The organism is Desulfovibrio ferrophilus, from assembly GCF_003966735.1.
Lineage (GTDB): Bacteria > Desulfobacterota > Desulfovibrionia > Desulfovibrionales > Desulfovibrionaceae > Desulfovibrio_Q > Desulfovibrio_Q ferrophilus.
Genome location: NZ_AP017378.1, coordinates 94,145 through 116,764 on the forward strand (window position 1 = coordinate 94,145; position 22,620 = coordinate 116,764).

Below are 22,620 nucleotides of genomic sequence, written 5' to 3' on the forward strand. Positions count from 1 at the left end.
GCTGGAAGGCCCGTTTCAGAGGGCTCTGGGCACGTTTGGTCAGCCCCATGATCTACGGGATTGTAGATAAAAGAGCAATAGTGCTTGAATTGAAGGTACAGGCTCTTGAAATTTATGGAAGACTTTCAGGATGTATGGGGAAAAGAGCAGAGAGTGGGGCTGGATTTCCTCAGATTTCAAGTTGCAATAGCCGCTCGGGAAGGATCAGTGTTTTTGGAGGGCTTTTTTTCGTAATTGTTGCACCGTTTTTGGACACTGTGCTATTGCTGATCAATGGCATTCTCTTCACTTCCGACATCCAATAAGAATCAGGAACAGGATGTGTGGCTCTTGAGACTCATCATCGTTCTGGTTCTTTTCGTAGCCTATCCTGTCTGCTGTGCCGGAGCACAAGACCCCGGCGACATAACACCGCGGATTTTGACCATCAATAGCCCTCCCATCGCTTATTTTGAACGGGGGGAGTTGGCTGGATTTGGTGTCGAGGTCGTACGTGTGCTTTCTGAGCGCCTGGGGCAGCCTGTGGATATTGCGATGGGAGCCTATGCCGACAACTACAAGAGGAGCCGGCTGGAACCGTCTGTTGCTCTGTTCCCCACTTCCAGAACTTTTGGACGGGAAAAGGAATTCAAGTGGGTCGGGCCACTCATCCCGGAGCAAATTTGTCTTTACGCTCGAAAGGATAGTGGCATTTCCCTCGCCAGTCTGGAAGCCGCCAAGCATGTGCGGAGTATCGCGACGGTGGAGGGCTATGCCTCGGAGACCTATCTGCGTGATCGTGGTTTTTCCAACATCGTCAGTCATCGCAGTCCCTCTCAGTGCGCAGACGCCTTGAAATATGGGCGCGTCGATCTGTGGGTCAGCAGTGATGTCACCATGGCTTCGCTGGCGCGGCAGGCGGATGTTGATCCGGAATCATTGCATAAGGTCCTTATTGTATCTGAGTTCCCAAGTTATTTGGCCTTTTCTCCATCCACGCCGGATGTGCTCGTGGATGCCTGGCAGCAGGAGTTGGACCATCTGAAGGCCGATGGTTCCTTCGAGAGGCTCCGAGCCAAATGGCTCCCCCGCCTCGAGCATGGTGTGGGGCCGATGCTCGCCATGGAGCCAGCGGTCCAATACACAGAAAAGGAACGAGCTTGGATTGCGGGCAAGCAGGTGATCAAGATCGGGGTGGATTCGGATTATGAACCGCTGGATTTTGTGAATGCCCAAGGCCTGCACTCGGGATACAGCTCGGACATATTGAGGTTGTTGTCCGAGCGTACAGGTTTGATCTTTGACATCCAATATGGCCTGTCCTGGTCCCAGGTCATGGATGGTGCAATGGAGCACAGCCTGGATATGGTGGCTTGCCTGACCCCATCCGGCGAGAGAGCGCGGCATCTGCTGTTTACTGAATCGTACGTTCGATTTCCATCTGTTGTCGTGACCCGTATGGATGCCCCTTTCATTGGAGGATTGAGCGATCTGTCGGGCAAAACCGTTGCCGCTGTGCGCGGGTTTCATACGACGCAACAGCTGCGGGATGAGTATCCGGCAACGAGATTGCTCATCGTCGAGAACGCAGCTGAAGCTTTGAGCGCTGTCTCCCAGGGGCGAGCCTATGGATACGTGGGAAACCTCGGAGTCATGGGGTATCTGATCCGCAAGCACGGTTTGAGCAACCTCAAGGTGGCCTCTCGGACCGACTTCGATTCGTATGGCTTTGCCATGGGTGTCAGAAGTGACTGGCCCATACTGAGAGATATTCTTAACAAGGCTCTCGCAACCATTAGCGAAGAAACACATGCCCAGATCATGGCCAGATGGGTGGCTCCGCCACCTCCCCCCTCTGCTATTGATCAGGCTTTGCTCCCCTGGCTATGGGCTGGCGGTGTGACGCTGGTGTTGGTGTTGGTGACCGTTGTCTCCTGGAATCGCCGCTTGAGCCGTGAGATCGCTGAGCGTGCCCAGGCCGAGCAACACCTTGCGGATAGTGAACAGCGTTTTCGCGAACTCTTCGATAACGCCCAAGTGGGTATTTATGAGGCCCGGCTTGACGGTGAAGGCCGGTTTGTTAGTGCCAACCAGCGTCTGGTGGAAATGTTGGGTTATGACAGTGAGCAGGAATTGCTTCAGGAGTGTGCCTTATCTGAGCATCTACTGGATTCCTCGACATCCGAGCAATTGCGCCGGGCAATGATTTCTGTTCATGGCTTCTTGAAATTGCGAACCGGGTTGCGCCGTCGGGATGGAGCTATGGTCTGGGCCGAATTTTCAGGCAAGATCAATCCCAAGAATGGTCTGGTGACCGGTATTGTCCAGGATCAGACCGAGCAGGTACAGGCTGAGCAGGCCTTGCAAGAGGGGGAACTCCTCATGCGGACCGTGCTGGATGCCATCCCGTTTTTTGTTTGTCTGTTCGGAGCGGACAGGCGATTTCGGATGGTGAACAGAGTTGGCTGTGAACTGTTGGGTATGGACATTGATCGGATCGTTGGTCGTCATATCGGGGACGTCATCCCTGAGGATGTATGGGCGTTGTTCAAGCCCGCCGAAGACAAGGCCCTCGGCGGAGAATCCTCCCTTGTGGACATGCATACGGATTATGCTCGCCGTCAGGGATTCTACAACGCCTATTATTCTCCATATGTTGATGCCTTTGGCCAGGTTCAGGGCGTGGCTTGCTGTGTTATCGACGTCACTGATCGCCATCGTGCCGAGAATCAACTCAAAGCCAGTGAAGAGCGCTATCGCGTTGTTGTGGAGCAATCCAAGGATGCCATCGTCATCGGGTCCATGAAAGGGGAGCTGATGTATGGCAATCCCGCTTCGGAGGAGTTGTTCGGGTATCGGCTGCTTGAGGTCAAGGGTGTCCAGGTCGAACGGTTTTTCCATGCTGAGGATTGGCCTAGAATTGCGTCCTTCATGGGGCAGGCCGGAGATTTTACGTATGAAGCGAGAATGATCGCCCGGGATGGGAGTGTGCTGTTCGTGGAGAATTCCCGATCGGTGATTCAGTACGACGGCCAACCTTGCATTTTAGTGCATATTCGTGACGTGACCGAGCGGCATCTCGCGGAGCAGCGTTTGCGTCAGAATGAAGAGCGGCTGCAGATGGCCTTGGACAGTCCCGAGTACGGGTTGTGGGAATTGTGGCCGCAGAGCGGGCAGATCGATCTGCCGGTTAGAGTTTTTCATGACAGCTTCGGGTTCAGCGGAAATGAGTTGAACAGGGATTTGAAGGGCTGGGCCGAAGTGGTGCATGAGGATGATCTGGTTGCGACCAAGGAAGTCTTACGACCGTATTTGCAGGGAGAGGATTCATCCCTGAAGCATGAGTTCAGAATTCGTGATGCTTTTGGGCATTGGCGTTGGATTCTTGTACAGGGACGAGTTGTTGAATTTGGAGAGCAGGACCTCCCTGTACGTCTGCTCGGAGTTGTGCAGGACATTACCGAACGCAAGGCTGCGGAAGAGCGGCTGCGTGAGCTTGCCACGACCGATAGTCTGACGGGCTTGTCCAACAGACGTAGCTTTATGGAAGAAGCCGAACGCGAATTCAGGCGTGCGCAACGTTATGGTATTGCTCTGTCGCTGTTGATGCTGGATGTTGACCATTTCAAGGAGGTCAATGATTCCTTTGGTCATGAAGTTGGTGATCTGGCGCTCAAGTCTTTGGCGCAGATCGGTCGCAATGTGCTGCGGAATGTAGATATCATGGGGCGTATGGGCGGTGAGGAATTTGCTGTGCTGCTCCCGGAGACCGGTGTTGAAGAAGCTCTGGAAGCAGCCGAGCGATTACGCGCAAGTGTCGAGCAGTCCCCAGTGATGATTCGGGATTCATCAGAGGTGCGCTGTACCGTGAGTATCGGCGTGGCTTTGGCGCATAAGGATGAGACATTGGACGACCTGCTGCGTCGTGCTGATGCTGCCATGTATGCGGCCAAGAGGAAGGGCAGAAACAGGTCTGAAGTGAACAAGGAAGATGCTGCGGGCTAGCCTCTTTTGGTTGTTTTGGTGTGCATTTCTGGTGGGAAGTAAAGAAAGAGGGCCGGCTATTGCCGGCCCTAAATAGTTGGATTTATACTTGTGGAACTGGATGGATCTCGTTGCAGAAGTCGTCCCATTCGGCGCAGCTGTCTGGATTTACGGGAGCATTGTAGGGCTTGCCACAATCCGGGCAACTGGACAGGGCTTCAGGGGCCTTGCCCTGAGGCAGCGCAGTATATTCTGAAGCTTCGATATGCAACATCTGATGCGTGCCACAATGGGGACAGTCGGCTTGTACTTCATAGGTTTTTTTTGTCATGTAATGCTCCGTGCCTATTCACAGGGTTGATTGAAGTGCCCACATTGGGAGCACATGAAGCCATAGACGGTTCCCTTGCCGTTTTCCACACTCACGACATCGACCTCTTCCTGATTGCTGCAGTTCTCGCACATCACAAGCGCTATTTTGCGCTTGGGGTCGTATGGGCATTCTTCATCGCAGATGGTGATGGTTTCGGTAAATTGATCCAGATCGTGCATGTCTGACTCCCGTGGAAAATACTATTAAGAAATATTACTAATAAAAATGCTGAAAATGTCAAGCCGATTCTCTTTCACAAAAGTTGCCGGACTGTGATGGTGATAAAAAAAGGCCGCTCTTGGGCGGCCTTTCTGATGGATGGGAAAGAAGGGTTACTTGACGTAGCCCCATGACTGGAGACGATTGTATGCCCGCTGGGCATTGGCATCCCGGTTCCCACTTCGCAGATAGCGGGAGTACTGGCGAGCCGCTTGGTCACGTTGGCCCATGCCATCTAGAGCCATGGCTTCATAGTATATGGTATTGGGGTTGCCGGGCAGCGCGCGTTCATATTGCGTGAATTGAGACAGGGCAGCGTCATAGCGCCCCATCTGGAGCTTGGCCAGCCCCGCCACGTGCAAGGCTTGAGCCTCGCCGGGCTTGGAAATCTTGGCCAGCTCGGCATAGCGCTCTCCCTCTCGTTTGTTGCCCTGAGCCAGTTGGCATTTGGACATCAGAAGAAGTCCGACATAGTCGTCGGGTGCCAGCTTGAGGGCCTTGCGGAAATGAACTTCGGCATCAGCGTATTGTTTTTTGCTCATGAATTTTTCGCCGGTCTGCATTTCATCGATGGCAGGCTTCAGTGTGCGAAGCTTGGCGGTGTTGTCCATGTAACGCTCGCGCTTCAGTGGCAGGCCACTGGCTGAGGCGTAGGTGGTTTGCGCTTCATACTTGGCGGTATCGCGCCGCTCCTCGCTCATGGGATGGGATGAGAACAGTACTTCCAGCGCTGAGGGAGTGCGATCGTGCATGTCGACCAAGTGCTGTTGCAGTCCTACCATGCCTTGTGGGCTGTAGCCCGTCTTGACCATGTATTCCATGCCCAGCTCATCAGCCTGACGTTCGTCTTCTCGGGAGTAGTGGGCTAACAGTGCCCCGGCGCCGATGGCACCCAATCCTGCGGCCAGTGGAGTCAGGGATTTGTATTCCGAGGCCGAGACGCCGATGGCCAGGCCGGCAGCCAGTCCCTGGAGTACCAGGGCTTTGGACATGCGAGATGACGTATGCCGGGCATTGACGTGTCCCATCTCGTGCCCCATGAGCGCGCCGAGCTCAGCTTCGTTTTGTAAGGTCAGCATGATGCCGCGCGTTGCAGCGATGCTACCGCCCGGGAAGGCATAAGCGTTGACGTACGTGGCATTCACGACATTGAAATTATAGGGCATGTCAGGTCGATGCGTGCGTTTGGCCATGTCTTTGCCCACGGAATTAACGTAGGTCTGCAAGGCGATATCGTCGGTCTTGCCGTAATCGGCAGAAAACTGATGGGGTGCGTTTTGGCGATCGACTTCGACTTCCTGCTGCGGAGACATGAGCATCAATTGCTGCTGGCCAGTGACGGGGTTGATGGCGCATCCGGCCAGCGCCCCGGCAGCAGCGATGGCTCCGGTATACAGAAATTGTCTTCGGTTCATTGAGGCGGGCATGCGTTTCCTCCTACGTTGCGCTGACAATGTAGCATAGCACGCTAGCAGAGTGTAGAGGGCGGAGATGCCGCTGAATCGGTTCAGATTGGCTAGCCCTGGTGCTAGGATTCGAAGAGCTGAGCTGGATTGGTCATCAACTCTTCCACCTCGGCGTCGCTGAACCCGAGGCGCAATTTCAGACGCTGGGCTTCGGTGCCGGGGTCGAACAACGGGTAATCGCTGCCGAACAGGATGCGTTCGCGCGGGTGGCGGCGGAATATTTCGGCAAGGGTAGCATCGTCAATGTAAGGAATGGTGCTGGATGTATCGATATAGACATCCGATCCGATGAGTTCATCCAGAGCCCATTTCCAATGAAGATACCCGCCCATGTGGGCGGCGATGAGGGTCAGCCCGGGAAAATTTTTGGCCACCTGCATCAGCTTGTACGGGCAGGAGGGGTTGTCCTGAGGTTGAGCCTTGTCGCCCACATGCACCATGATCGTAAAGCGCCCGCGTGCAGCTTCAAAAATTGGTTCCAAAGCCGGATCATCGAGCCAGAACTGCTGAAACTCGGGGTGAATCTTCAGACCCTTGATTCCGTGGCTCTCCAGTTTATCCAGCTGTGCCTCCCAGCCTTCGAATCCTGGGTGTACGGAGCCGAAGGGGATGGCCTGCTCAAAGCGCTGGGCCAGATCAATGGCCCAGTTATTGGCCGGGATGACCTGCTCTGGGGCTGTGGCTGCAGTGTGGACCACAAAGCGATCTAAGCCAGCATCGGTGACCCGTTGTGCAAGGTCTTCGGCGGTGCCGTTGCCTATGGCCTGGATTCCGTAGTGGCCGTTCAATTGTTCCAAGACCTTGTGCGCGATCTTGGGATGAAAGGCGTGTGTGTGTACATCGTAGAGCATGACGAAGGGTGTTTTACGCCTGTGCTGATGAAAATCAAGAATTGGTTTAATTGCCTGCGGGCGCAGTAAATGCATGGGTGCTGGTGCAATCCTCGCCGAGTCAATTCAAAATTGAAACCAGTGTCTTTTGGGCTGTTTTGCAAAATTGTGCGAGATTTTTCTTGCCAAGGTCTGCGGAAGAGGCTAAGAAGCCCGGTTCATCACAACATCCCACCGATCAGGGCTAATACCCCTTCTGCCTCAATGATTCGACTGAATGGCTGCAAGGACTGTACGGATACAGGTTTTGAGTGTGTCGCATCGCCGGGGCTGGCTGATCACCAAGGAAAAAGAAACATGGATGCATTCAAAGCCCTAGGCCTGTCCGACCAGACTCTCGAAGCTCTTACCCGTAAAGGTTTCACCGAGCCCACCCCCATTCAGGAAGCCACCGTGCCGTTGCTTTTGTCCGGCGAGTCCGACGTTGTCGGCTTGGCCGCCACCGGTACTGGCAAGACCGCAGCTTTCGGTCTGCCCATTGTGGAGTTGGCAGAGCCTAACGCCGGTTTTGTACAGGCTCTCGTTCTGTGCCCCACCCGCGAATTGGCTGTGCAGGTTGCCCGTGAAATCGGATCCCTGCGAGGCTCCAAGCGCCTGAAGGTGCTCACCGTGTACGGTGGACAGCCCTTTGGCCCGCAGCTCAAAGGCCTGCGTGACGGTTCGGACGTCGTGGTTGGTACTCCCGGCCGCGTGCTGGACCATCTGCGCCGTGGTAGTCTGGATCTGTCTGAATTGACCTTCTTTGTTCTGGACGAAGCCGATGAGATGCTCGACATGGGCTTCATCGACGATATCCAGGAAGTCATGTCTGCTGCTTCTCCTGACAAGCGTTCCCTGTTGTTCTCGGCCACCATGTCTCGCGACGTCATGCGCATTGCGCGTGAGTTCATGCGTGAGCACGAGGTCGTTTCCGTTCAGGGTAGCGAAGAGAAGCCTTTGACAGAACAATATTTTCATGAAGTGCCCGAGATGTCCCGGTTCGACGCTCTGACCCGGGTTATTGACTGCGCTGACGATTTTTACGGATTGGTTTTCTGCCGTACCAAGGCCGATGTGGATGAGGTGGCCGAGCGGTTGAGCTCCAAGGGTTACCCCGCTGAAGCGCTGCACGGCGACATCACTCAGGGTCGTCGCGAGAAGATCCTTGGTGCCTTCCGCAAAAAACGGACGCAGATCCTTGTGGCCACGGATGTGGCTGCCCGCGGTATCGATGTCCCCGACCTGACCCATGTCATCAACCTGGGACTGCCGCAGGACTCCGAGTCCTACGTGCACCGTATCGGTCGCACTGGCCGCGCTGGCAAGACCGGCACCGCCGTGACCATCATCGCCCCTCGTGAATTCGGTAAATTGCGCTGGATGTCGCGTGCTGCAGATGTGAATCTGCCCAAGCGCAGGCTGCCCAGCGGTGAAGACGTCGTGAATGCGCGCAAGTCGCGCATCGCTGCCGAGGCCATGGCTTGTCTGGAGTCTGACAACTTCACAAGCTGCATGGATCTTGCCGCCACGTTGTTGGAGCAGGGCGATCCCATGGAAGTGCTTGCCGCCGTGTTACAGCAGGCTAATGGTGATCGGCTTGATCCCGCCAGCTACACCACCATCGCTGATCCAGAGCGTTCCGGCGGAAGTGGCGGACTGAGCGGCAATGTTGAGTTGTTCATGGCCGCTGGTCGTGGTGATGGCTTGAGCCTGCAGAAGCTTCTGGACTTCATCCATGAGGAAACCGGCGTATTCAAGAGCAAGATCATGGATGTTCGCCTGTTCCCCAAGCATACCACTTTCGCGGCTCCTGCCCGTGATGCCGAAGTACTGCTCCGCCATTTCAAGAACTCCGATGGTGGTCGACCGCTGATTCGTCGTGATCGCTCCAATGGTGGGCCTGCCCCCAAGCGTGGCGGTTACCAGCGTGGTGGTTACCATCGCAACAAGGGGCGCGGTAATCATCGCGCCGCTTAAGCGTAATTCTCTTTAATGATTGATTCATAATGACGGCGGGGCTATGCCCCGCCGTTTTTTATTGTCTTGTTCCGGGGGGACTGTTGACGATTGTGATTGAATTGTCTATATAGATGTACGGTACACCTTCTGTGTCAGTGGGGTGGATTGCCAACCGGGGAGGAAACAATGCGTATTCTTCGCAGCGCTATTCTAGGGTTTGTTTTTGCTGTCGTCATGCTTTCGACGGGCTGTCTGTTGGGAAGCAAGGATTGGGCTGAGGGGACAGGTGGTACGGTCCCAGATGGGGCCAGCACCGTGGCCAACGGGATGTATGCGGTCCGCGTCAAGGTCGAGGTTCCTGGTGGCAAGGCGTGGTACCCCGGAGTGCTCAAGGCTGGTGAACCTGCGATGGTCTGCAGGCATTGCCTTGATGGCTCGGTCGAAACCGCTTCACAGTATCAGGTCTATCTGCCCCTAGGGCAGTGGAAACAGACTCAGGCAGGAATGGCCCTGCCGCAGGATGCTGTGGAATTCGGTGATGACGATGGCGAACTGTATCTGGTTCGGGCGCAGCTTACCCTTGGAGGTGAGTATGCATACGGGATGCTGAGTGAAGCAAACCTCGTCCCATATGTATACAACAGCAACATCTGGGCGCCCGTTCCTGAGTGCGAAGTGCTGTGCGCCGTATCCCCTTGATGGATAACAACCACATCCTTCGCCTGCCTTTTTCATGAGAGAGGGCAAACCAGTTGTCGCCGGGCGTGACCGGCAGGGAGCGGAGTATGCGAAAGATGTGTGCGAAGATTTTGTGGATGGTCGTAGCGATCTGGATGCTGATGTTGCTGTCAGTGGCAGGAAATGGCTTTGCCGGTGATTGGGGTTCTGGCAAAAATGGGGGCGTGCCCAAGTCGGCTCATTCCATTGAGAATGGGGTCTATGCCGTGAAGGCAAAAATACCGACCACGAGTGGCAGCCATGCGTATTATCCAGGAACGGTGAGTCTTGGAGAGAACAAGGCGGAGATCTATGGGCAGGCTCAGAAATATTCTGCGGCATCGTATGACGTCTATCTGCCCAAGGCCAAATGGTGCAAGGGTGGGGCCACTATGGCACCCAAGGGAGCTGTGCAATTCGGACAGGACGGTGGTCCGTTGTATTTCATCAGGGCCAGAATCGGTGGGAAATATTGCTACGGTACCTTTGGCGCCGTAATTGGTGCGCCGTATGTGTATTGTGGGAACATGCCGCAAGAGGCCTATTCCTATGAAGCCCTGTGCAAGTGATTTTCGCTTGGTTTAACAATATGAAAAAGGCCCGCTTTTGCGGGCCTTGTCGTGTTCAACGATCAGGTGAAAAGTTCCTTGAGCCAGTCGGGGACCTTGACCGGCTTGCCCTCGGTACTCATGCAGGCGTGTTGGGTCATGCCGGTGGTGTGCAGCACTTTTCGAGCTTCGTCGTAGACCTCGTAAGTGAATGTCATCGAGGCACGACCCCATTCGGAGATACCAACCCGGACCTGAAGCAGGTCGTCATAACGCGCAGGGCGTCGATAACGGGCCGAGGCTTCGCGCACAGGCAGAAAGATGCCACGTTCCTCCACCGTATTGTAGCTCATGCCGTATTCACGGATGAACTGGCTGCGTGAGCGTTCGAAGAGGTGGAGGTATTCGGCGTAGTACAGCACCTGCATGGCATCAGTCTCACCGTAGGATACGCGGTGCTGATACCAGGTCTCGGGGCTGGGAAAGTCGCTCATGACAGCACCTCCAGCGTATACTTGAGAGCCTCATGCCCATGCTCGACCATCACCCCCGTTCCCGCTGCGTTGGCCTCGGAAAATGCAGGTAGACCGTGCATGGTGCACGACGGGTGCGAGATCAGGAAGGGGACCGGATCAGTGGTGTGGGTGCGCTCGATGAGCGGAGTGAAGTGGTCGCAGGTGATCATGAACGCCACGTCCTCGCCAGCCAGTGCTTCGATCAGAGGGCCCACGATGTGCTCGTCGAACTGGTCGATGGCCTTGACCTTGTCGGCGACGATGCCCGAATGGCCGCATTCGTCCGGAGCTTCCACATGCAGATAGACATAATCGCCGCCGCTACTCAGAAAATCGAGGGCCGCATCCACTTTTCCCTGATAGTTGGTGTCCAACAGGCCTGTAGCGCCAGGGATGTCGATGACCTCCATACCCGAAGCGCGCCCCAGTCCCTTGACCAGATCAACGGCGGAGATGACGGCACCTTTCATGCCGTAGGTGTCGGCGAAGTCCGGCAGGATCAGCGGGCGACCCTGGCCCCAGGGCCAGATGGCGTTGGCTTTGGTACCGTTGTCAGGGCGGCCCAGACGTTTGGCCGCAGCGTCGAAAAGGGCTTTCATGCGTGGAGACTGGGCGTAGGCGGTGATGTCCTGATCCATGGCTTGATCGGTGATGTCGTGGGGGGGGCGGATGGCCAGCTCGGCCTCGGGCTGGTTTGCTCCACCCTTGTGTACCAGCAGGTGTCGGTACTGGATGCCGGGGATGAATTCGAAGTCATCATCACCCAGTTGGGATTGAAGGTCCTCGATGAGTGGGGTGGACTGGGCGGTGCCGATATGTCCGGATGAATAGTCCAGCATGGTACCTGTTTCGTCAGGACTGGTCACGGAGACCAGATTCAAGCGCCAGACCAGATCGTTCGGGTCAAGCGTTAGCCCTTGGGCGGCGGCTTCGATGGGGCCGCGTCCGGTATGGTACTTGGCGGGGTCGAATCCCACCAGGCTCATGTTGGCAACGTCTGATCCGGGGGCCATACCCGTGGGCACGGTGCGGATGAGTCCAGCCACACAGCTTTTAGCCAGTTGGTCCATATGCGGGGTATGGGCAGCTTCCAGGGGCGTCTTGCCCCCCAGTTCCTTTACGGGCCAGTCGCCCATGCCGTCGGCAATGAGAAAGAGTAGTTTCATGCGTCGTTCCATCGGAGTGTCTGGATCGGGCCGGATTCCGGCAGATTATTAGAAGAAAAGCGGCAGTAAGGCGGCAACCAGAAATGCCAAAAAAATCACGCAAGTCAATATGATCACAACGGTATGTCGGTTTCCCTGGGTGATGACCTTGCGAAAAAATGTCGCTAAAACAGAGTGGATCATGACGTTTGCCCCTTTGCCTTGAGTAACCAATACCATGATGCCACGGCAAAAGGAAAGGTCCGTTCTCAGGGTAGAGGTTGTTTCACTTCGATCCTTGCAGGCTGCGTTCAAGTACGGATCGGATGCCAGCGGTGTTCCATCCACTGTCTTCGCCCTTGGAGCGGGCAATGGACATGGAACGCTCGGCCAGACCGTCAAGGTCCGGCTTTTCGATGCCTGCCTCGGCAAAGGTAAGAGGCGCGCCGAGTTTACGGTACCAACCGCGCAAGGCCGAGGCTGTGACCAGTGCTGCGCTACGGTCATCCTGTTCGCTGACACCGAAGAGGCTGCGTCCCCAGCGGGCAATGCGTGTCGGTTCAATTTCAGCCTGATGTTCCATCCAGGCAGGGGTCACGATGGACAGGGTGGCTCCATGCAGGGTGTCGTACATGGCGCTGATGGGGTGCCCCAGCATGTGGCAGGGCTTTGCCCATGTTCCGATTCCCGCCGGACAGAGGCCATTCCAGGCCAGTGTGGAGGCCCACATCATATTCGTCCTTGCGGGGAGGTCTGTGGGGGTAGCCATGAGCACGTGCATGCAGTCCATAACCGTGCGCACAACTGTATCGGTCAGTCCATCCTGCAGGGGCGTGTCGTTGTCGGCCTGGGTCAGTGTGCCTTCGGTGGCATGGGAGACGATGTCCACTGCCGCCAGGATCGTGTATTCCAGTGGGATTGTGGCCGTTGTCGCAGGGTCCATGATCGAGGTCTTGGGCCTTACCAGATCATGGGCCATGCCGTTTTTGACGTGGGTTTCGTCGTTGGTGATTACAAACACTCCGTTCATCTCCGAGCCGGTAGCGGCCACGGTGGGAACGGTAATCACGGGCAGGGCGCAGGAGAGGAGCGCCCCGCCCGTGAGATAGTCGTTGATATCCGTATCCATGCAGGCCCCGGCGGCGATTGCCTTGGCCTCGTCCATGACGCTGCCGCCCCCGGCAGCGATCACGAGGTCGGCCCCGGAGGTCTTGGCCAGTTCGATCCCCTGGCGCAGATGCGAGAGCTTCGGATTGGGTTCGACTCCGCCAAAGTCTACGACCTCGATTCCTGCGGCCTCCAGTGAAGCCCGGACCGTGTCATAGACACCACTACGTCGAATGCTCCCGCCGCCTGTGACCAGCAGTGCACGCTTGCCATGAGCGGCGGCTTCTGCCCCCGTTTGACCCAACACGCCCAAACCAAAGATGATTTTGGTTGGATTGTGGTATACGAAACTCTGCATTTTGATTCTCCGGGCCTTTGAAATCAAGCCATCTGTTTTGTTACTGCGACACATTCAAGTTCGACGGTATTGTAATAATATGCAGCGATCTTGAATGCGTATTGCGCCTCACATCTGACTCAATTTGATCAGCCTGTTCTGCCTGAACAGTTTGAATGACCCAGATTCTGTGCTCAGCCGTATGGGGACGTATGTCCTCTTACAGGATGCGGTAATGCATGGTCTTGCCTCGGGTCAGGCCCTGTTCATCGGCTCGGTGCATGGCAGTGTGCACTGCTTCGGCAGTGGCCTCGTGCGTAAGGAAGACCAGGGGCACGCTTTCGTCACCTTCGGCGCGACCTTTTTGGATGACCTGATGCAGGCTGATTTCGTTATCCGCCAGGATGCCCGCAATATCGCGCAGCACGCCGGGCTGATCCGGGACGATGAAGCGCACGTAGTGCTTGCTGACAGCGGCGTCCAGATCGAGGATTTCGGCGTCAGGCAGTGACGTGCTGGTGAAGCCCAGGATGTTCGGGGCTTCGCCTCGGGCGATGGCCATGATGTCTGCCAGGACGGCACTGCCAGTGGGCAGGTCGCCTGCGCCATGGCCGTGCAGCAGCACCGGCCCGGCATCGCCATCAAAGCGGATGGCGTTGAATGATCCCTGCACTGCCGCCAGCAGATAGTCCTGCGGTACCAGCGCGGGATACACGCCAGCTTCAATTTTACCGTCCACTTCCTTGGCCTGGGCAATAAGCTTCACGGCGTAGCCGAATTCCTTGGCAAAGCCGATATCCATGGAGTCGACCACCGTCACACCGGTCACGGGCAGCTTGTCCAGGGCGTAGTAACGACCAAGGGCCAATTGGATAAGCAGGGTCAGCTTATGTGCCGCGTCGATGCCCTCGATATCCAGGGTCGGATCGGCCTCGGCAAACCCCTTGTCCTGAGCCATCTTGAGCGCAGTGTCGAAGTCCAGCCCGCGGGTGGACATTTCGGTCAGGATGAAGTTGGCAGTGCCGTTCAGGATGCCGATGAGCGAGCGGATGCGGTTTCCTGCCAATCCTCCGCGCAGAGAATCCAGGACAGGGATGCCGCCAGCCACACTGGCTTCGAAGCCCAGGTGCACACCACTTTTGGTGGCCAGGGCAAAGAGTTCGTGTCCGTGTTCTGCCAGGAGCGCTTTGTTGGCAGTGACCACATGCTTGCCGGCCTTCAGGGCGGCGACGATCAAGTCGCGGGCCACGGTGGTCCCACCAATGAGCTCCACGATGACCTGGATGTCGGGGTTGGCGACCATTTCCTTCCAGTCGGTGGTCATGGATGCGCCGTGGGCTTCGATGGCAGGACGCAGTGATTCGTTGCGCTCGGCCACCATGGTGATGGCGATGGCGCGGCCCGTACGGTCCGTAACTCGCTGACCGCCGGATTTGAGGACCTCGGCCAACCCGCTGCCGACCGTGCCGAAGCCGGCGATGCCGATTTTCAGGGGCTCTAGCATGAATGACTCTCCAGTACGTGTTTGATGCCCTTCATGGCTTGTTTGGTGCGGTTGTCATTTTCGATGAGTGCAAAGCGGACATGGTCGTCACCGTAGCTGCCGAAGCCAAGGCCCGGCGCAACAGCCACATGGCCTTCGCGAAGCAGGAGCTTGGAGAATTCGACGGACCCCATCTTGCGGAATGGTTCGGGAATCTTGGCCCAGAGGAACATGGTCGCCTTGGGCGGGGTGACTTCCCAACCCACTCGGTTCAGACCCTCGCAGAGGATGTCGCGCCGGTGCTGGTAGGTATCCACGATCTCCTTGACGCAGGTCTGGTCCTCATTCAGGGCGATGATCGAGGCGATCTGAATGGGCTGAAAGATGCCGTAGTCCAGATAACTCTTGATGCGGGTCAGGGCCTGGACCATGTCGCGGTTGCCGCAACAGAATCCCACGCGCCAGCCAGCCATGGAGTAGCTCTTGGACATGGAGAAGAATTCCACACCAACGTCCTTGGCACCCTTGGCCTGCAGGAAACTGGGGGCCTTGTAGCCATCAAAGACCAGATCGGCATAGGCCAGATCATGGATGACGTAGATGCCGTGCTCTTTGGCAAAGTCCACGATACGCTGGAAAAATTCCAGATCAACCACCTGTGTTGTGGGGTTGTGCGGGAAGCAGAGCACGAGCAGCTTGGGCTTGGGCCAGGTTTGGCGCATGGCCAGTTCCAGGTCCGCAATGAAGTCGCGCTCTGGGTCCATGGGAATGCGTCGCACGTCTGCGCCGGCGATGATGCTGGCGTAAGGATGGATGGGGTAGGTCGGGTCCTGGGCAAAGACGACGTCACCTGGAGAAAGCATGACCATGGACAGGTGGGCAAGGCCTTCCTTGGCGCCCATGGTGACGACGGCTTCCTGGTCCGGATCGATATGTACGTCGTAACGGCGTTCGTACCAGGACGAGATGGCCCGGCGCAGGTTGGGGATGCCCTTGGAGGCCGAGTAGCGGTGGTTGATGGGTTTTTGCGCGGCCTCAACCATCTTGTCCACAATGTGCTGGGGGGTACCGATGTCTGGGTTGCCCATGCCGAAGTCAACGATATCGATGTTCTGGTGGCGCATCTGCATCTTGAGTTCGTTGACCACGGCGAACACATAGGGGGGAAGCCGGTGTACTCGTGGGAATTGGTCCATGTCCTCTCCTTTTGTTGTCCCGCCTAGGCGGTTGCTGCATTCGTGCATGTTAGAGGCGCGAAGACGCGCTTGTCAAAACATCCGCGAACAAGTTCATCCCCCCGCACTTAGGCCGGGGGGTAAACCGGGATGGGGCGGGGGAGGGGGCCGCCTACTCGAACAGGTAGGCGTACTGGTCTGCCACGGCGGTAGTTCGGCCCGCCAGGGCTTCTGCTGCTGCTGCCACAGTGGCTGCGTCGACGGTTCCGGCCTCGGAGGCCAGATAATGGGTAAGGACATTCTCGCTTGCGGAGAAGATCCAGACCACTGAGTAGACGCTGCCCACCTGTGGGCGGCTGGGAAATTCGGGCTTGGTGGCGACAATGAGCTTGATCTTGGCTTCGTCCTTGGACGTGAGCGTGAACAGGCTGGAGGCGTTGAAGGTCTCTTTGAGCTGGTAGGCCAGACGAGCACCGAGTTGATCCACGTTGTCGTGAATGACGGCCACGGGAGTGGCACCGGTTTTCATCTCGGAGGGGGTGTTGGGGATGGTCTTGCCCGTGGGAAGGTCCTGAGCCATGGCCAAACCTGCGATGAGAATCATCGTGGCAAGGGCGACCAACAGGGCGCTGCTATGGATAGCGGCAAGGCGTCTCATGGAGTTTCCTTCATAGATACGAGCGATTGCTCGTCAACTTCGGAGCTACACTGGCTGAGTGAATGCGGTTTTGTCAACACAGGTTTTTGTGTCGAAGAACTTTGCCACTGCTTCCTGGTCATCTGTAGTGATGCGTAAATCGGCCACAGACATGGGGGTGAGTTGATTTCCATAGAGCCGGAGCGCCCGGTCAACGAATTCTGCGAGCACAAAGGAAGCGTTGACCCGACGGGAAATGGGTGGAGACCCCCAGACCACGGTGACTTGGGTCAAGTGCGAGCCATGCACGCCAGTGATCAGGCTGCCTGTCCGGATGAGCGCCTGTTCGGCCGTGTCGGGAAACATGCCGCTTAATTCTGCCAACCGTGAGAGAAAGGCGGGCATGACACATAAATAGTAATGAGGGTCGATTTTGACGGCAACGGAAACACCAGGGACGCCCAGAATCAGGGGGGATTCCAGGTAGGCTTTGCCCAGGCCTTTTTGGAGTCGATCAAGGATCTCGGTGTAGTTCTTCATCATGGGACGCAAGCCTCCATGTGTTTACGCCACAAGTACCTATCATTCGTCAGGAGTGTAATTCGGTCGGGTTCGCACCGTTTCGATTGCTTCGCGCACGGCGTCGTTGATGACGTCTGGTCGGACCGGTTCGCGCAGGACGATGGTGCCCTGTTGGACATAGCGGGGCGGAAGCGAATTCAGGCTGAGGGCATAGATATCCTGAATATCGATGTCGTTGGGCGCAAAATCGGGGTGTTCAGCCAGTGCGTGCCTCATGGCTTCGATGACCCGTTTTTCATTCTTGTTGTGAATGAAAAACAGGTTGGTTTTGCCTACGGCGTACAGCTCCAGCAAGTCAGCGACTTTCTTTTCCATGAAATTCTCCTGAGTATTGCAATAATGAATAGCAATTCTAGCGCGCTATTACAAACCGAAAAAGCAATGATCATGCCGATTCGGTTCAGGCCTGTCCGGGGAACACGGTTGGTTGGGAAACAGGAGAGGGGGAGCAGGTCTGATTGTCCTGCGAATAGGGCTCTTTCACCGTCTGCTAGAGGGTGATGGGGCCGAAAGCGGATTCGTGCTTGCGGCGCAAGTATTTGAGGAACAGTTTGGATTCCGTGAGGTCGGGATTGATTTTCAGGGATTGTTCCAGAAATTTGACGGCGTTGCCGATGTCCTTTTTTTCGAAATAGGCACGGGCAATATTGTGGTGCAGGTTTTCGTCGCCCTCGGGGGCCAAGTCCAGGGCGCGAAGGTAGTGCTTGAGTGCCGTGTCGAGGAGTCGTTCTTTGCGCAAGGAGATGCCAAACTCATTGAACATGTGTTTGTGCTCGGGGGCGAAGGGGGCTTCGGCCTCGGCCAACTGGGAGAAAATGTCCACAGCCTTGGTCATGTTGCCGCGTTTCAAATAGGTCAGGGCCAAGCCAAAGCTGGCGCGGGCACTTTTTTCAACGTCCTCGGGTGTTCCGGATAATTCGAATCCTTCGATTTGCGGGCCGCCGGAAGAAACAGGCGGGGCCTTGGGCTCAGGCGCGGAAGGTTCGTCCAGGTCCAGTACGGATCCATTGCCCGTGGCGGGTTCAGGAACTTCGGAGGTGATGTAGAAATCGGGTTCGGGCGCGAAGCGGTCCAGCAGGGTGTCTGTGGAAATTGTCCGCTTTTTTCCCGTGGCGATCAGGTTTTCGTTGATGGGCTGGACTTCGACCAATCCGTCATCAAGTTCGTGCACGAGCCAGTGTTGTTTGACCTTGGTCTTGCGCAGAGTCGTGCCAGTACCAATCTTGCGCGTCTCCATGGTGGAGAAAACGCCGTGAATGGGCTCGCGTTCTGTTTTGTCGTCCTGATCAGGCATCGTTTCTCAGAGCAGCGGCTCGATTTTTTGCACGATGCCGCCCCGTTTGAGTTTGTTCAGGTAGTTGTCCTGCTCTTCTTCAAGAACCAAGTAGAGGTAGGCCATGTTAGCTTGAATGGACTTGTCGTACAAGTCTTCTTGAACATCCCATTTGGATGTAAAGTGCGCCAGGGAAAAACGCCGGACGCCGCCAAGCGGACCATCCATGCGGCCCACCATCATGGCATAGAAACCATGGGTTTTTTCAAGAAGATCTCTGGGGGAGGCGTAAGGCAGGCCTGCTTCCTCAAATTCAAGATATAGCAGCATCAGTTTTTCCAGATATTCGCGGTCGGCCATTTGGGCCAGCAAGTCGGCTGTCGCGAGGATCTGAGCACAGAATCTGGTGGTGTCATCACTATAGGCAATGTTGGTGGCGTCTACACCCAGGCAGGTGCATTCGATCATTTTCGAGGCGTCGTGAATGTCGAACCCCGGGCGTCCGGCCTCATGAAAATAGTCCTTCATGAACGCGATGCTGCGTTGTTCGTGACCAACGGTATATTTGGCGCCGGTCCCTTCCATGTCGTTTTCTTCCTGAATCAGGCCGACATCGTGCAACAGGGAACTGACCAGGGTCAGCTCCATCATTCGGGCATTGACGGTGATGTTGTCCTGGGCTGCGCCGTGAAGAAGCCGGGCACAACACAGGAAGACTTCCACTGTGTGCTGGAGATTGTGGTACATGGTCGTACTGGAGCGATAGCCGGGATATTTGCCACGAAAAAGGCGTTTGGAATCGGCAAATGCCTTGTCCAGGAAACTGAAATCGAAGCCGGGATACATAGTTTCGACAATGGTATGGACTTCAGCCAGCAATACCGACGGGCTTGTTACGTCAACAAGGTCGTACAATTTTACGTCGGCATGAGTGTCAGCAATTCCCATTGATCCCCCTCGGAAAGTATTTGCCTGACTCATGGCACGCAGTGATGGCGATGCACCGTTGCAGTGTATTTCTTTTTGGTGACAGGTGCAACCGGACTTCCGATTTACTTGGATTCAGGCGCTTGAAGCAGTGGTGAATTAGAATCAAAAAACCGATTTCAAAGGGGGCGATGGCGCGTCTTGGGTACTACTGTACCAAAAGCGACAGCCCGCCTGAAAGGATGAAGATCAGGATGGCGATGGCCAGCCCGAGGCCAAACCAGCCAAGCGAACGGCCCCATCCGGATTGGCGTTGCAGCGGCGGGCGCAAGCGGTATCTGGCTGCTTCGGCTCCTGTCGGTGGGGTCAGGGGCAACGATTCGAAGTCCGTGTGTCGAAAATCCAGTGAATCGAGATCGACCGCTGCGGTTGTGGCTGCTGCAGACGGTGCTCGGGGAGTTGTCCGGGCTGCGGACGCCTGGACTTCGGCGGCAGACTGCACGGGCGAGGCCGTTTGTGGGGGCCGCGTTTGTTCAGGTGGAGCCGGCGAGGTCCCTGGCGCAACCTTGCTTGTGGGGGCGGATTGCCCCTCATTTGTTGCTGTTGGTGGGACAGGAGGGGCCTGTGGCTTGGGTTTATCCAGGCTCAGCAAGGCGGCCCGGAACAGGCCATCCAGGGTCTGCTGCCGCGAATGGCGGCTTTCCAGGCACAGGAAGCCATGCAGATAAACGCTACGGACAAGGATGTGATTCTTCTCGAGTTTGAGGAAGGTAATGGCGATGCGTCGCCCGAAGTTGAGCAGGGAGAACGGCGGTTTGACTACGGTCAGTCCCACTTCTCTGTTTGCCGAGATTACGGTCAACCCCAGACGGGTGGCGGCACTGTTAACGGCTTCCCATACAGCGTCGTAGCTGAAGGCGAAGCTGCAGGCCAGTTCCGTCTCTCGGGCAGAAAAAGTGGCATGTTCAATGGTGAATGGTTGCTTGGGAGGTAAATTGTCGCTCACATGTGCCTCCTTGGATGGCCCTGCAAGCATGCCTCAAATGCGCAAGCGGTGCAACGGGGGGAGGTTTAATGGGAGAGTGACTCGAATCCTGCCAAGGCCTGTTTTACGAATGTTGCTACGAGCTCAGGGCTTTTTCGACCATCGGGGGTTTCGACACCGGTGTGCGCATCCACCCCTGCGGGTTTGACTTGTAAAATGGCCTGGCGGACGTTGCCGGGGGTCAAGCCTCCGGCCAGAATCAGCGGGATTGGAGAGAGTTCGACCAGTCGACGACTTGCGCTCCAGTCATGGACCTTACCGGTAGCTCCGGTCGCCCCGGTGGAGGGGTCGTAGGTATCGGTTAAAAACGCATCGCAGTACGGGGCCAGACTGAGTATTTGCTTCTCCATGCGTTGTATGGATATTGCGTCAGGGGTTGGCGGCACGATGATGCTTTTGATGACGTACAGGTCGGGGCGGCTGGATTTGAGGGCTGCCAATGCTGTGGCGGAGATGTCCGCATGCAATTGGACATGCGTGACGCCCAGTTGATCACAGAAGGTTCTGATTTCTTCAGGGTCGGTAACGTAGGTGATGAGCACGGCGGGGACGTCGTTGGGCAGAATCTGGACGATACGTGCGGCTTCATCCTCGCTGATATCTTCGGGATGTACGGCCAGACGCAGGGGGATGCCGATGGAATTGACTCCAAGCCGGGCAAGTAGGAGTGCCTCGTCCTGATCCAGAACTCCGGCGATCTGGATGCGTGGGCAATGACGATCAGTCATGTTTGCCGCCTGAGTCTAAATCAAAGTCATTCAGAAAAAAGGCAGCAACGGATTCGGGGGGCAGGTCGGACAGACGCAGAACGTCGAATCCTTGTCCTGGATATTGTGGGGACGCTTTGCAGGCCTGACCCGCCAGGGCGAACAAACGGCTGGCGATGCTGTATTCACCATTGTCCCAGGCCATGAGCCCGTTGTTGAGTCTCTGAAATTCCGTCAATCCCCAATCCCTGGGCGGGAGCAACGGTGGCGTGGGTTCACCCACAAGATGAGCGAGTCGTTCCACTGCCCGGGCAGGCCAGGTATTGATGTCAGACAGGGCAATGTCGAAGGTCACACTTCTGCCCTGAGCCGGCCAGGGGGTGGATGCACGAGCTACGGCGGCCCAGGCAGCTTTTCGCAATTCGGGGAGACGTTTTTCCAGGGCCTGCTGCTGCAGGGCAAGCTGTTCGCTTTTTTGTCGGAAGGCCTCGGGCGTGAAGCGACGGACTCCTTCCATGCCCAGAACCAGTCGGCGTTCGAAGTCCTTGATCCGTGTTTGCAGTTCCGTCATCTCCGCCACGGTTTCGCGGTGCCGTTGCATGGCTTTGATGGCCTGCTCTGCATGGCCTTCCCGGTTCATACGGGCGACGGCCTCGGCCAATTGGTCTCGACGCACAAGCAGACTCGACAGGCGGTGCGTGGCATTGAAATAGGTCAGGATTTCGGCACAGCGCTCCTGCTGCTCTTCCAGATGTCGGAGCTGAGACTCGGCAGTGGCCCATGCGTTCTCGGCACGGTTACGCTCATTGGCAAGGCGCTTGGTCCGCCCCTGGAGTGATTCAGTGATCTGGGCGGAGAGGGTGGTGCGCAGCACGCCGGGGTGATCGTCAGGGATGGTCGCGGAGACGGTTACGGCGTGATCGGCTCCCAGGATGCGGGCCAGCTTCAGGGTTTCATCCAGGGTTGCGGACAGGTCGGAACCGGACTCGGCCCGTAGGGCAGAGGTCAGGCCCCGTGGTGCTGGCTGCAGAGTGTGCTCGTCGGACAGGGCGTCGAGTAACAGAAAATGCAGTCCTGTATTCATGCCGGGCCGGGCCTCCCGCGGATGCTCCGGCAGTGCTGCGGGCAGGATAACGGCACTCCCCGCAATCGCAGGCATCAATTCGCCCCTGCGATGATCTTCCAGGATGCGTCTTGCCCCCAGGCGATATGATAGGATGCGCAGTGCCGAAGCCCGCTGGGTCAGCCGCTGCTCAAGCTCGGGGTTGTCGGGGGCAGAGAAGGTTTGCCACAGCTTCTGGGCCTGTGCCGGATGTCCGGAGAACCACAGGGCAAGGCCAAGCCGAATCGTGACTTCAGCGTTGTCAGGATTGCGTTTGTGCAGGGCCCCGAAGCGTCTGGCCGCCGCGTCATATCGACGGGCCGCAAAGAGGGCGAGTCCTTTGTCTCGTAGTTCCGCCTCTGAGCTTTGGGCCAGGATGGCCGTTTCACGGGCCTCGGTGTCCAGAGCGGGCATGTCGAATTCGTGCATGCCCGGGGCACAGCCCGTCGTCAGAAGCAGTGCGCACAGGAT

General features: G+C 56.7%; 21 protein-coding genes. 4 read left to right on the top strand and 17 right to left on the bottom strand.

Annotated elements, in window-relative coordinates:
- Window positions 1-330: 330 nt before the first annotated feature.
- Window positions 331-3,984: a PAS domain S-box protein gene (locus EL361_RS00465; RefSeq protein ID WP_172961567.1), complete on the top strand. Its 3,654-nt coding sequence runs from the start codon at window positions 331-333 to the stop codon at window positions 3,982-3,984.
- Between the two features lie 82 nt (window positions 3,985-4,066).
- Here the strand turns inward: EL361_RS00465 and EL361_RS00470 are convergent, their stop codons facing one another.
- The 4 genes from EL361_RS00470 to EL361_RS00485 all read right to left on the bottom strand — a co-directional run bounded on the left by EL361_RS00470 (window position 4,067) and on the right by EL361_RS00485 (window position 6,872).
- Window positions 4,067-4,294, bottom strand: a complete 228-nt coding sequence (locus EL361_RS00470) for a hypothetical protein (RefSeq protein ID WP_126375627.1) — start codon at window positions 4,292-4,294, stop codon at window positions 4,067-4,069.
- Window positions 4,295-4,308: 14 nt separating this feature from the next.
- Entirely contained in the window at window positions 4,309-4,515 is a 207-nt protein-coding gene (locus EL361_RS00475) for a hypothetical protein (RefSeq protein ID WP_126375628.1), read from the bottom strand.
- Between the two features lie 153 nt (window positions 4,516-4,668).
- A complete protein-coding gene (locus EL361_RS00480; RefSeq protein WP_126375629.1) occupies window positions 4,669-5,982 on the bottom strand; it encodes a M48 family metalloprotease in 1,314 nt (437 codons plus the stop codon).
- Between the two features lie 101 nt (window positions 5,983-6,083).
- Window positions 6,084-6,872: an amidohydrolase family protein gene (locus tag EL361_RS00485; RefSeq protein ID WP_126381213.1), complete on the bottom strand. Its 789-nt coding sequence runs from the start codon at window positions 6,870-6,872 to the stop codon at window positions 6,084-6,086.
- Between the two features lie 336 nt (window positions 6,873-7,208).
- Here EL361_RS00485 and EL361_RS00490 point away from each other — a divergent pair, with 336 nt between their 5' ends.
- The 3 genes from EL361_RS00490 to EL361_RS00500 all read left to right on the top strand — a co-directional run bounded on the left by EL361_RS00490 (window position 7,209) and on the right by EL361_RS00500 (window position 10,135).
- On the top strand, window positions 7,209-8,867 hold the full coding sequence (locus tag EL361_RS00490; RefSeq protein WP_126375630.1) for a DEAD/DEAH box helicase: 1,659 nt from the start codon (window positions 7,209-7,211) through the stop codon (window positions 8,865-8,867).
- Window positions 8,868-9,035: 168 nt separating this feature from the next.
- Window positions 9,036-9,548, top strand: coding sequence for a hypothetical protein (locus EL361_RS00495; protein WP_126375631.1), 513 nt, complete (start codon window positions 9,036-9,038; stop codon window positions 9,546-9,548).
- Between the two features lie 86 nt (window positions 9,549-9,634).
- A complete protein-coding gene (locus EL361_RS00500) occupies window positions 9,635-10,135 on the top strand; it encodes a DM9 repeat-containing protein (protein ID WP_126375632.1) in 501 nt (166 codons plus the stop codon).
- Between the two features lie 62 nt (window positions 10,136-10,197).
- On the opposite strand, the gene EL361_RS00505 is transcribed toward EL361_RS00500, so the two are convergent.
- From EL361_RS00505 to EL361_RS00565, 13 genes are all read right to left on the bottom strand, one after another.
- A complete protein-coding gene (locus EL361_RS00505; protein WP_126375633.1) occupies window positions 10,198-10,608 on the bottom strand; it encodes an acyl-CoA thioesterase in 411 nt (136 codons plus the stop codon).
- Entirely contained in the window at window positions 10,605-11,795 is a 1,191-nt protein-coding gene (locus EL361_RS00510; RefSeq protein WP_126375634.1) for a cofactor-independent phosphoglycerate mutase, read from the bottom strand. The genes EL361_RS00505 and EL361_RS00510 overlap by 4 nt, the downstream gene beginning before the upstream one ends.
- A gap of 265 nt (window positions 11,796-12,060) precedes the next feature.
- Window positions 12,061-13,239, bottom strand: coding sequence for an iron-containing alcohol dehydrogenase (locus tag EL361_RS00515; protein WP_172961568.1), 1,179 nt, complete (start codon window positions 13,237-13,239; stop codon window positions 12,061-12,063).
- A 199-nt stretch (window positions 13,240-13,438) separates the two neighbouring features.
- Window positions 13,439-14,722, bottom strand: coding sequence for a homoserine dehydrogenase (locus tag EL361_RS00520; RefSeq protein WP_126375636.1), 1,284 nt, complete (start codon window positions 14,720-14,722; stop codon window positions 13,439-13,441).
- Complete coding sequence (alaC, locus tag EL361_RS00525) at window positions 14,716-15,897, bottom strand: alanine transaminase (RefSeq protein ID WP_126375637.1); 1,182 nt, start codon at window positions 15,895-15,897, stop codon at window positions 14,716-14,718. Before alaC ends, EL361_RS00520 begins: the two co-directional genes overlap by 7 nt.
- A 151-nt stretch (window positions 15,898-16,048) precedes the next feature.
- On the bottom strand, window positions 16,049-16,534 hold the full coding sequence (locus EL361_RS00530; protein WP_126375638.1) for a hypothetical protein: 486 nt from the start codon (window positions 16,532-16,534) through the stop codon (window positions 16,049-16,051).
- Between the two features lie 45 nt (window positions 16,535-16,579).
- Window positions 16,580-17,056, bottom strand: a complete 477-nt coding sequence (locus tag EL361_RS00535) for a hypothetical protein (RefSeq protein WP_126375639.1) — start codon at window positions 17,054-17,056, stop codon at window positions 16,580-16,582.
- Window positions 17,057-17,095: 39 nt separating this feature from the next.
- Window positions 17,096-17,410 carry a late competence development ComFB family protein gene (locus tag EL361_RS00540; RefSeq protein WP_126375640.1) on the bottom strand — a complete coding sequence of 105 codons (315 nt, stop codon included), beginning with the start codon at window positions 17,408-17,410 and terminating at the stop codon, window positions 17,096-17,098.
- A gap of 175 nt (window positions 17,411-17,585) precedes the next feature.
- Window positions 17,586-18,389: a tetratricopeptide repeat protein gene (locus tag EL361_RS00545; RefSeq protein WP_126375641.1), complete on the bottom strand. Its 804-nt coding sequence runs from the start codon at window positions 18,387-18,389 to the stop codon at window positions 17,586-17,588.
- Window positions 18,390-18,395: 6 nt separating this feature from the next.
- Window positions 18,396-19,316: an HD domain-containing protein gene (locus tag EL361_RS00550; RefSeq protein ID WP_126375642.1), complete on the bottom strand. Its 921-nt coding sequence runs from the start codon at window positions 19,314-19,316 to the stop codon at window positions 18,396-18,398.
- A 187-nt stretch (window positions 19,317-19,503) separates the two neighbouring features.
- On the bottom strand, window positions 19,504-20,301 hold the full coding sequence (locus EL361_RS00555; protein WP_126375643.1) for a hypothetical protein: 798 nt from the start codon (window positions 20,299-20,301) through the stop codon (window positions 19,504-19,506).
- A gap of 65 nt (window positions 20,302-20,366) precedes the next feature.
- Window positions 20,367-21,068: a phosphoribosylanthranilate isomerase gene (locus EL361_RS00560; RefSeq protein ID WP_126375644.1), complete on the bottom strand. Its 702-nt coding sequence runs from the start codon at window positions 21,066-21,068 to the stop codon at window positions 20,367-20,369.
- Window positions 21,061-22,578 carry a tetratricopeptide repeat protein gene (locus tag EL361_RS00565; RefSeq protein WP_126375645.1) on the bottom strand — a complete coding sequence of 506 codons (1,518 nt, stop codon included), beginning with the start codon at window positions 22,576-22,578 and terminating at the stop codon, window positions 21,061-21,063. Before EL361_RS00565 ends, EL361_RS00560 begins: the two co-directional genes overlap by 8 nt.
- Between the last annotated feature and the right edge of the window lie 42 nt (window positions 22,579-22,620).

Coding starts and splice junctions, on each gene's coding strand:
- EL361_RS00470 (WP_126375627.1), bottom strand. CDS start 4,294: ATGACAAAAAAAACCTATGAAGTACAAGCCGACTGTCCCCATTGTGGC.
- EL361_RS00480 (WP_126375629.1), bottom strand. CDS start 5,982: ATGCCCGCCTCAATGAACCGAAGACAATTTCTGTATACCGGAGCCATC.
- EL361_RS00505 (WP_126375633.1), bottom strand. CDS start 10,608: ATGAGCGACTTTCCCAGCCCCGAGACCTGGTATCAGCACCGCGTATCC.
- EL361_RS00495 (WP_126375631.1), top strand. CDS start 9,036: ATGCGTATTCTTCGCAGCGCTATTCTAGGGTTTGTTTTTGCTGTCGTC.
- EL361_RS00475 (WP_126375628.1), bottom strand. CDS start 4,515: ATGCACGATCTGGATCAATTTACCGAAACCATCACCATCTGCGATGAA.
- EL361_RS00500 (WP_126375632.1), top strand. CDS start 9,635: ATGCGAAAGATGTGTGCGAAGATTTTGTGGATGGTCGTAGCGATCTGG.
- EL361_RS00545 (WP_126375641.1), bottom strand. CDS start 18,389: ATGCCTGATCAGGACGACAAAACAGAACGCGAGCCCATTCACGGCGTT.
- EL361_RS00530 (WP_126375638.1), bottom strand. CDS start 16,534: ATGAGACGCCTTGCCGCTATCCATAGCAGCGCCCTGTTGGTCGCCCTT.
- EL361_RS00535 (WP_126375639.1), bottom strand. CDS start 17,056: ATGATGAAGAACTACACCGAGATCCTTGATCGACTCCAAAAAGGCCTG.
- alaC (WP_126375637.1), bottom strand. CDS start 15,897: ATGGACCAATTCCCACGAGTACACCGGCTTCCCCCCTATGTGTTCGCC.
- EL361_RS00560 (WP_126375644.1), bottom strand. CDS start 21,068: ATGACTGATCGTCATTGCCCACGCATCCAGATCGCCGGAGTTCTGGAT.
- EL361_RS00565 (WP_126375645.1), bottom strand. CDS start 22,578: ATGCACGAATTCGACATGCCCGCTCTGGACACCGAGGCCCGTGAAACG.
- EL361_RS00485 (WP_126381213.1), bottom strand. CDS start 6,872: ATGCTCTACGATGTACACACACACGCCTTTCATCCCAAGATCGCGCAC.
- EL361_RS00550 (WP_126375642.1), bottom strand. CDS start 19,316: ATGGGAATTGCTGACACTCATGCCGACGTAAAATTGTACGACCTTGTT.
- EL361_RS00490 (WP_126375630.1), top strand. CDS start 7,209: ATGGATGCATTCAAAGCCCTAGGCCTGTCCGACCAGACTCTCGAAGCT.
- EL361_RS00510 (WP_126375634.1), bottom strand. CDS start 11,795: ATGAAACTACTCTTTCTCATTGCCGACGGCATGGGCGACTGGCCCGTA.
- EL361_RS00540 (WP_126375640.1), bottom strand. CDS start 17,410: ATGGAAAAGAAAGTCGCTGACTTGCTGGAGCTGTACGCCGTAGGCAAA.
- EL361_RS00520 (WP_126375636.1), bottom strand. CDS start 14,722: ATGCTAGAGCCCCTGAAAATCGGCATCGCCGGCTTCGGCACGGTCGGC.
- EL361_RS00515 (WP_172961568.1), bottom strand. CDS start 13,239: ATGCAGAGTTTCGTATACCACAATCCAACCAAAATCATCTTTGGTTTG.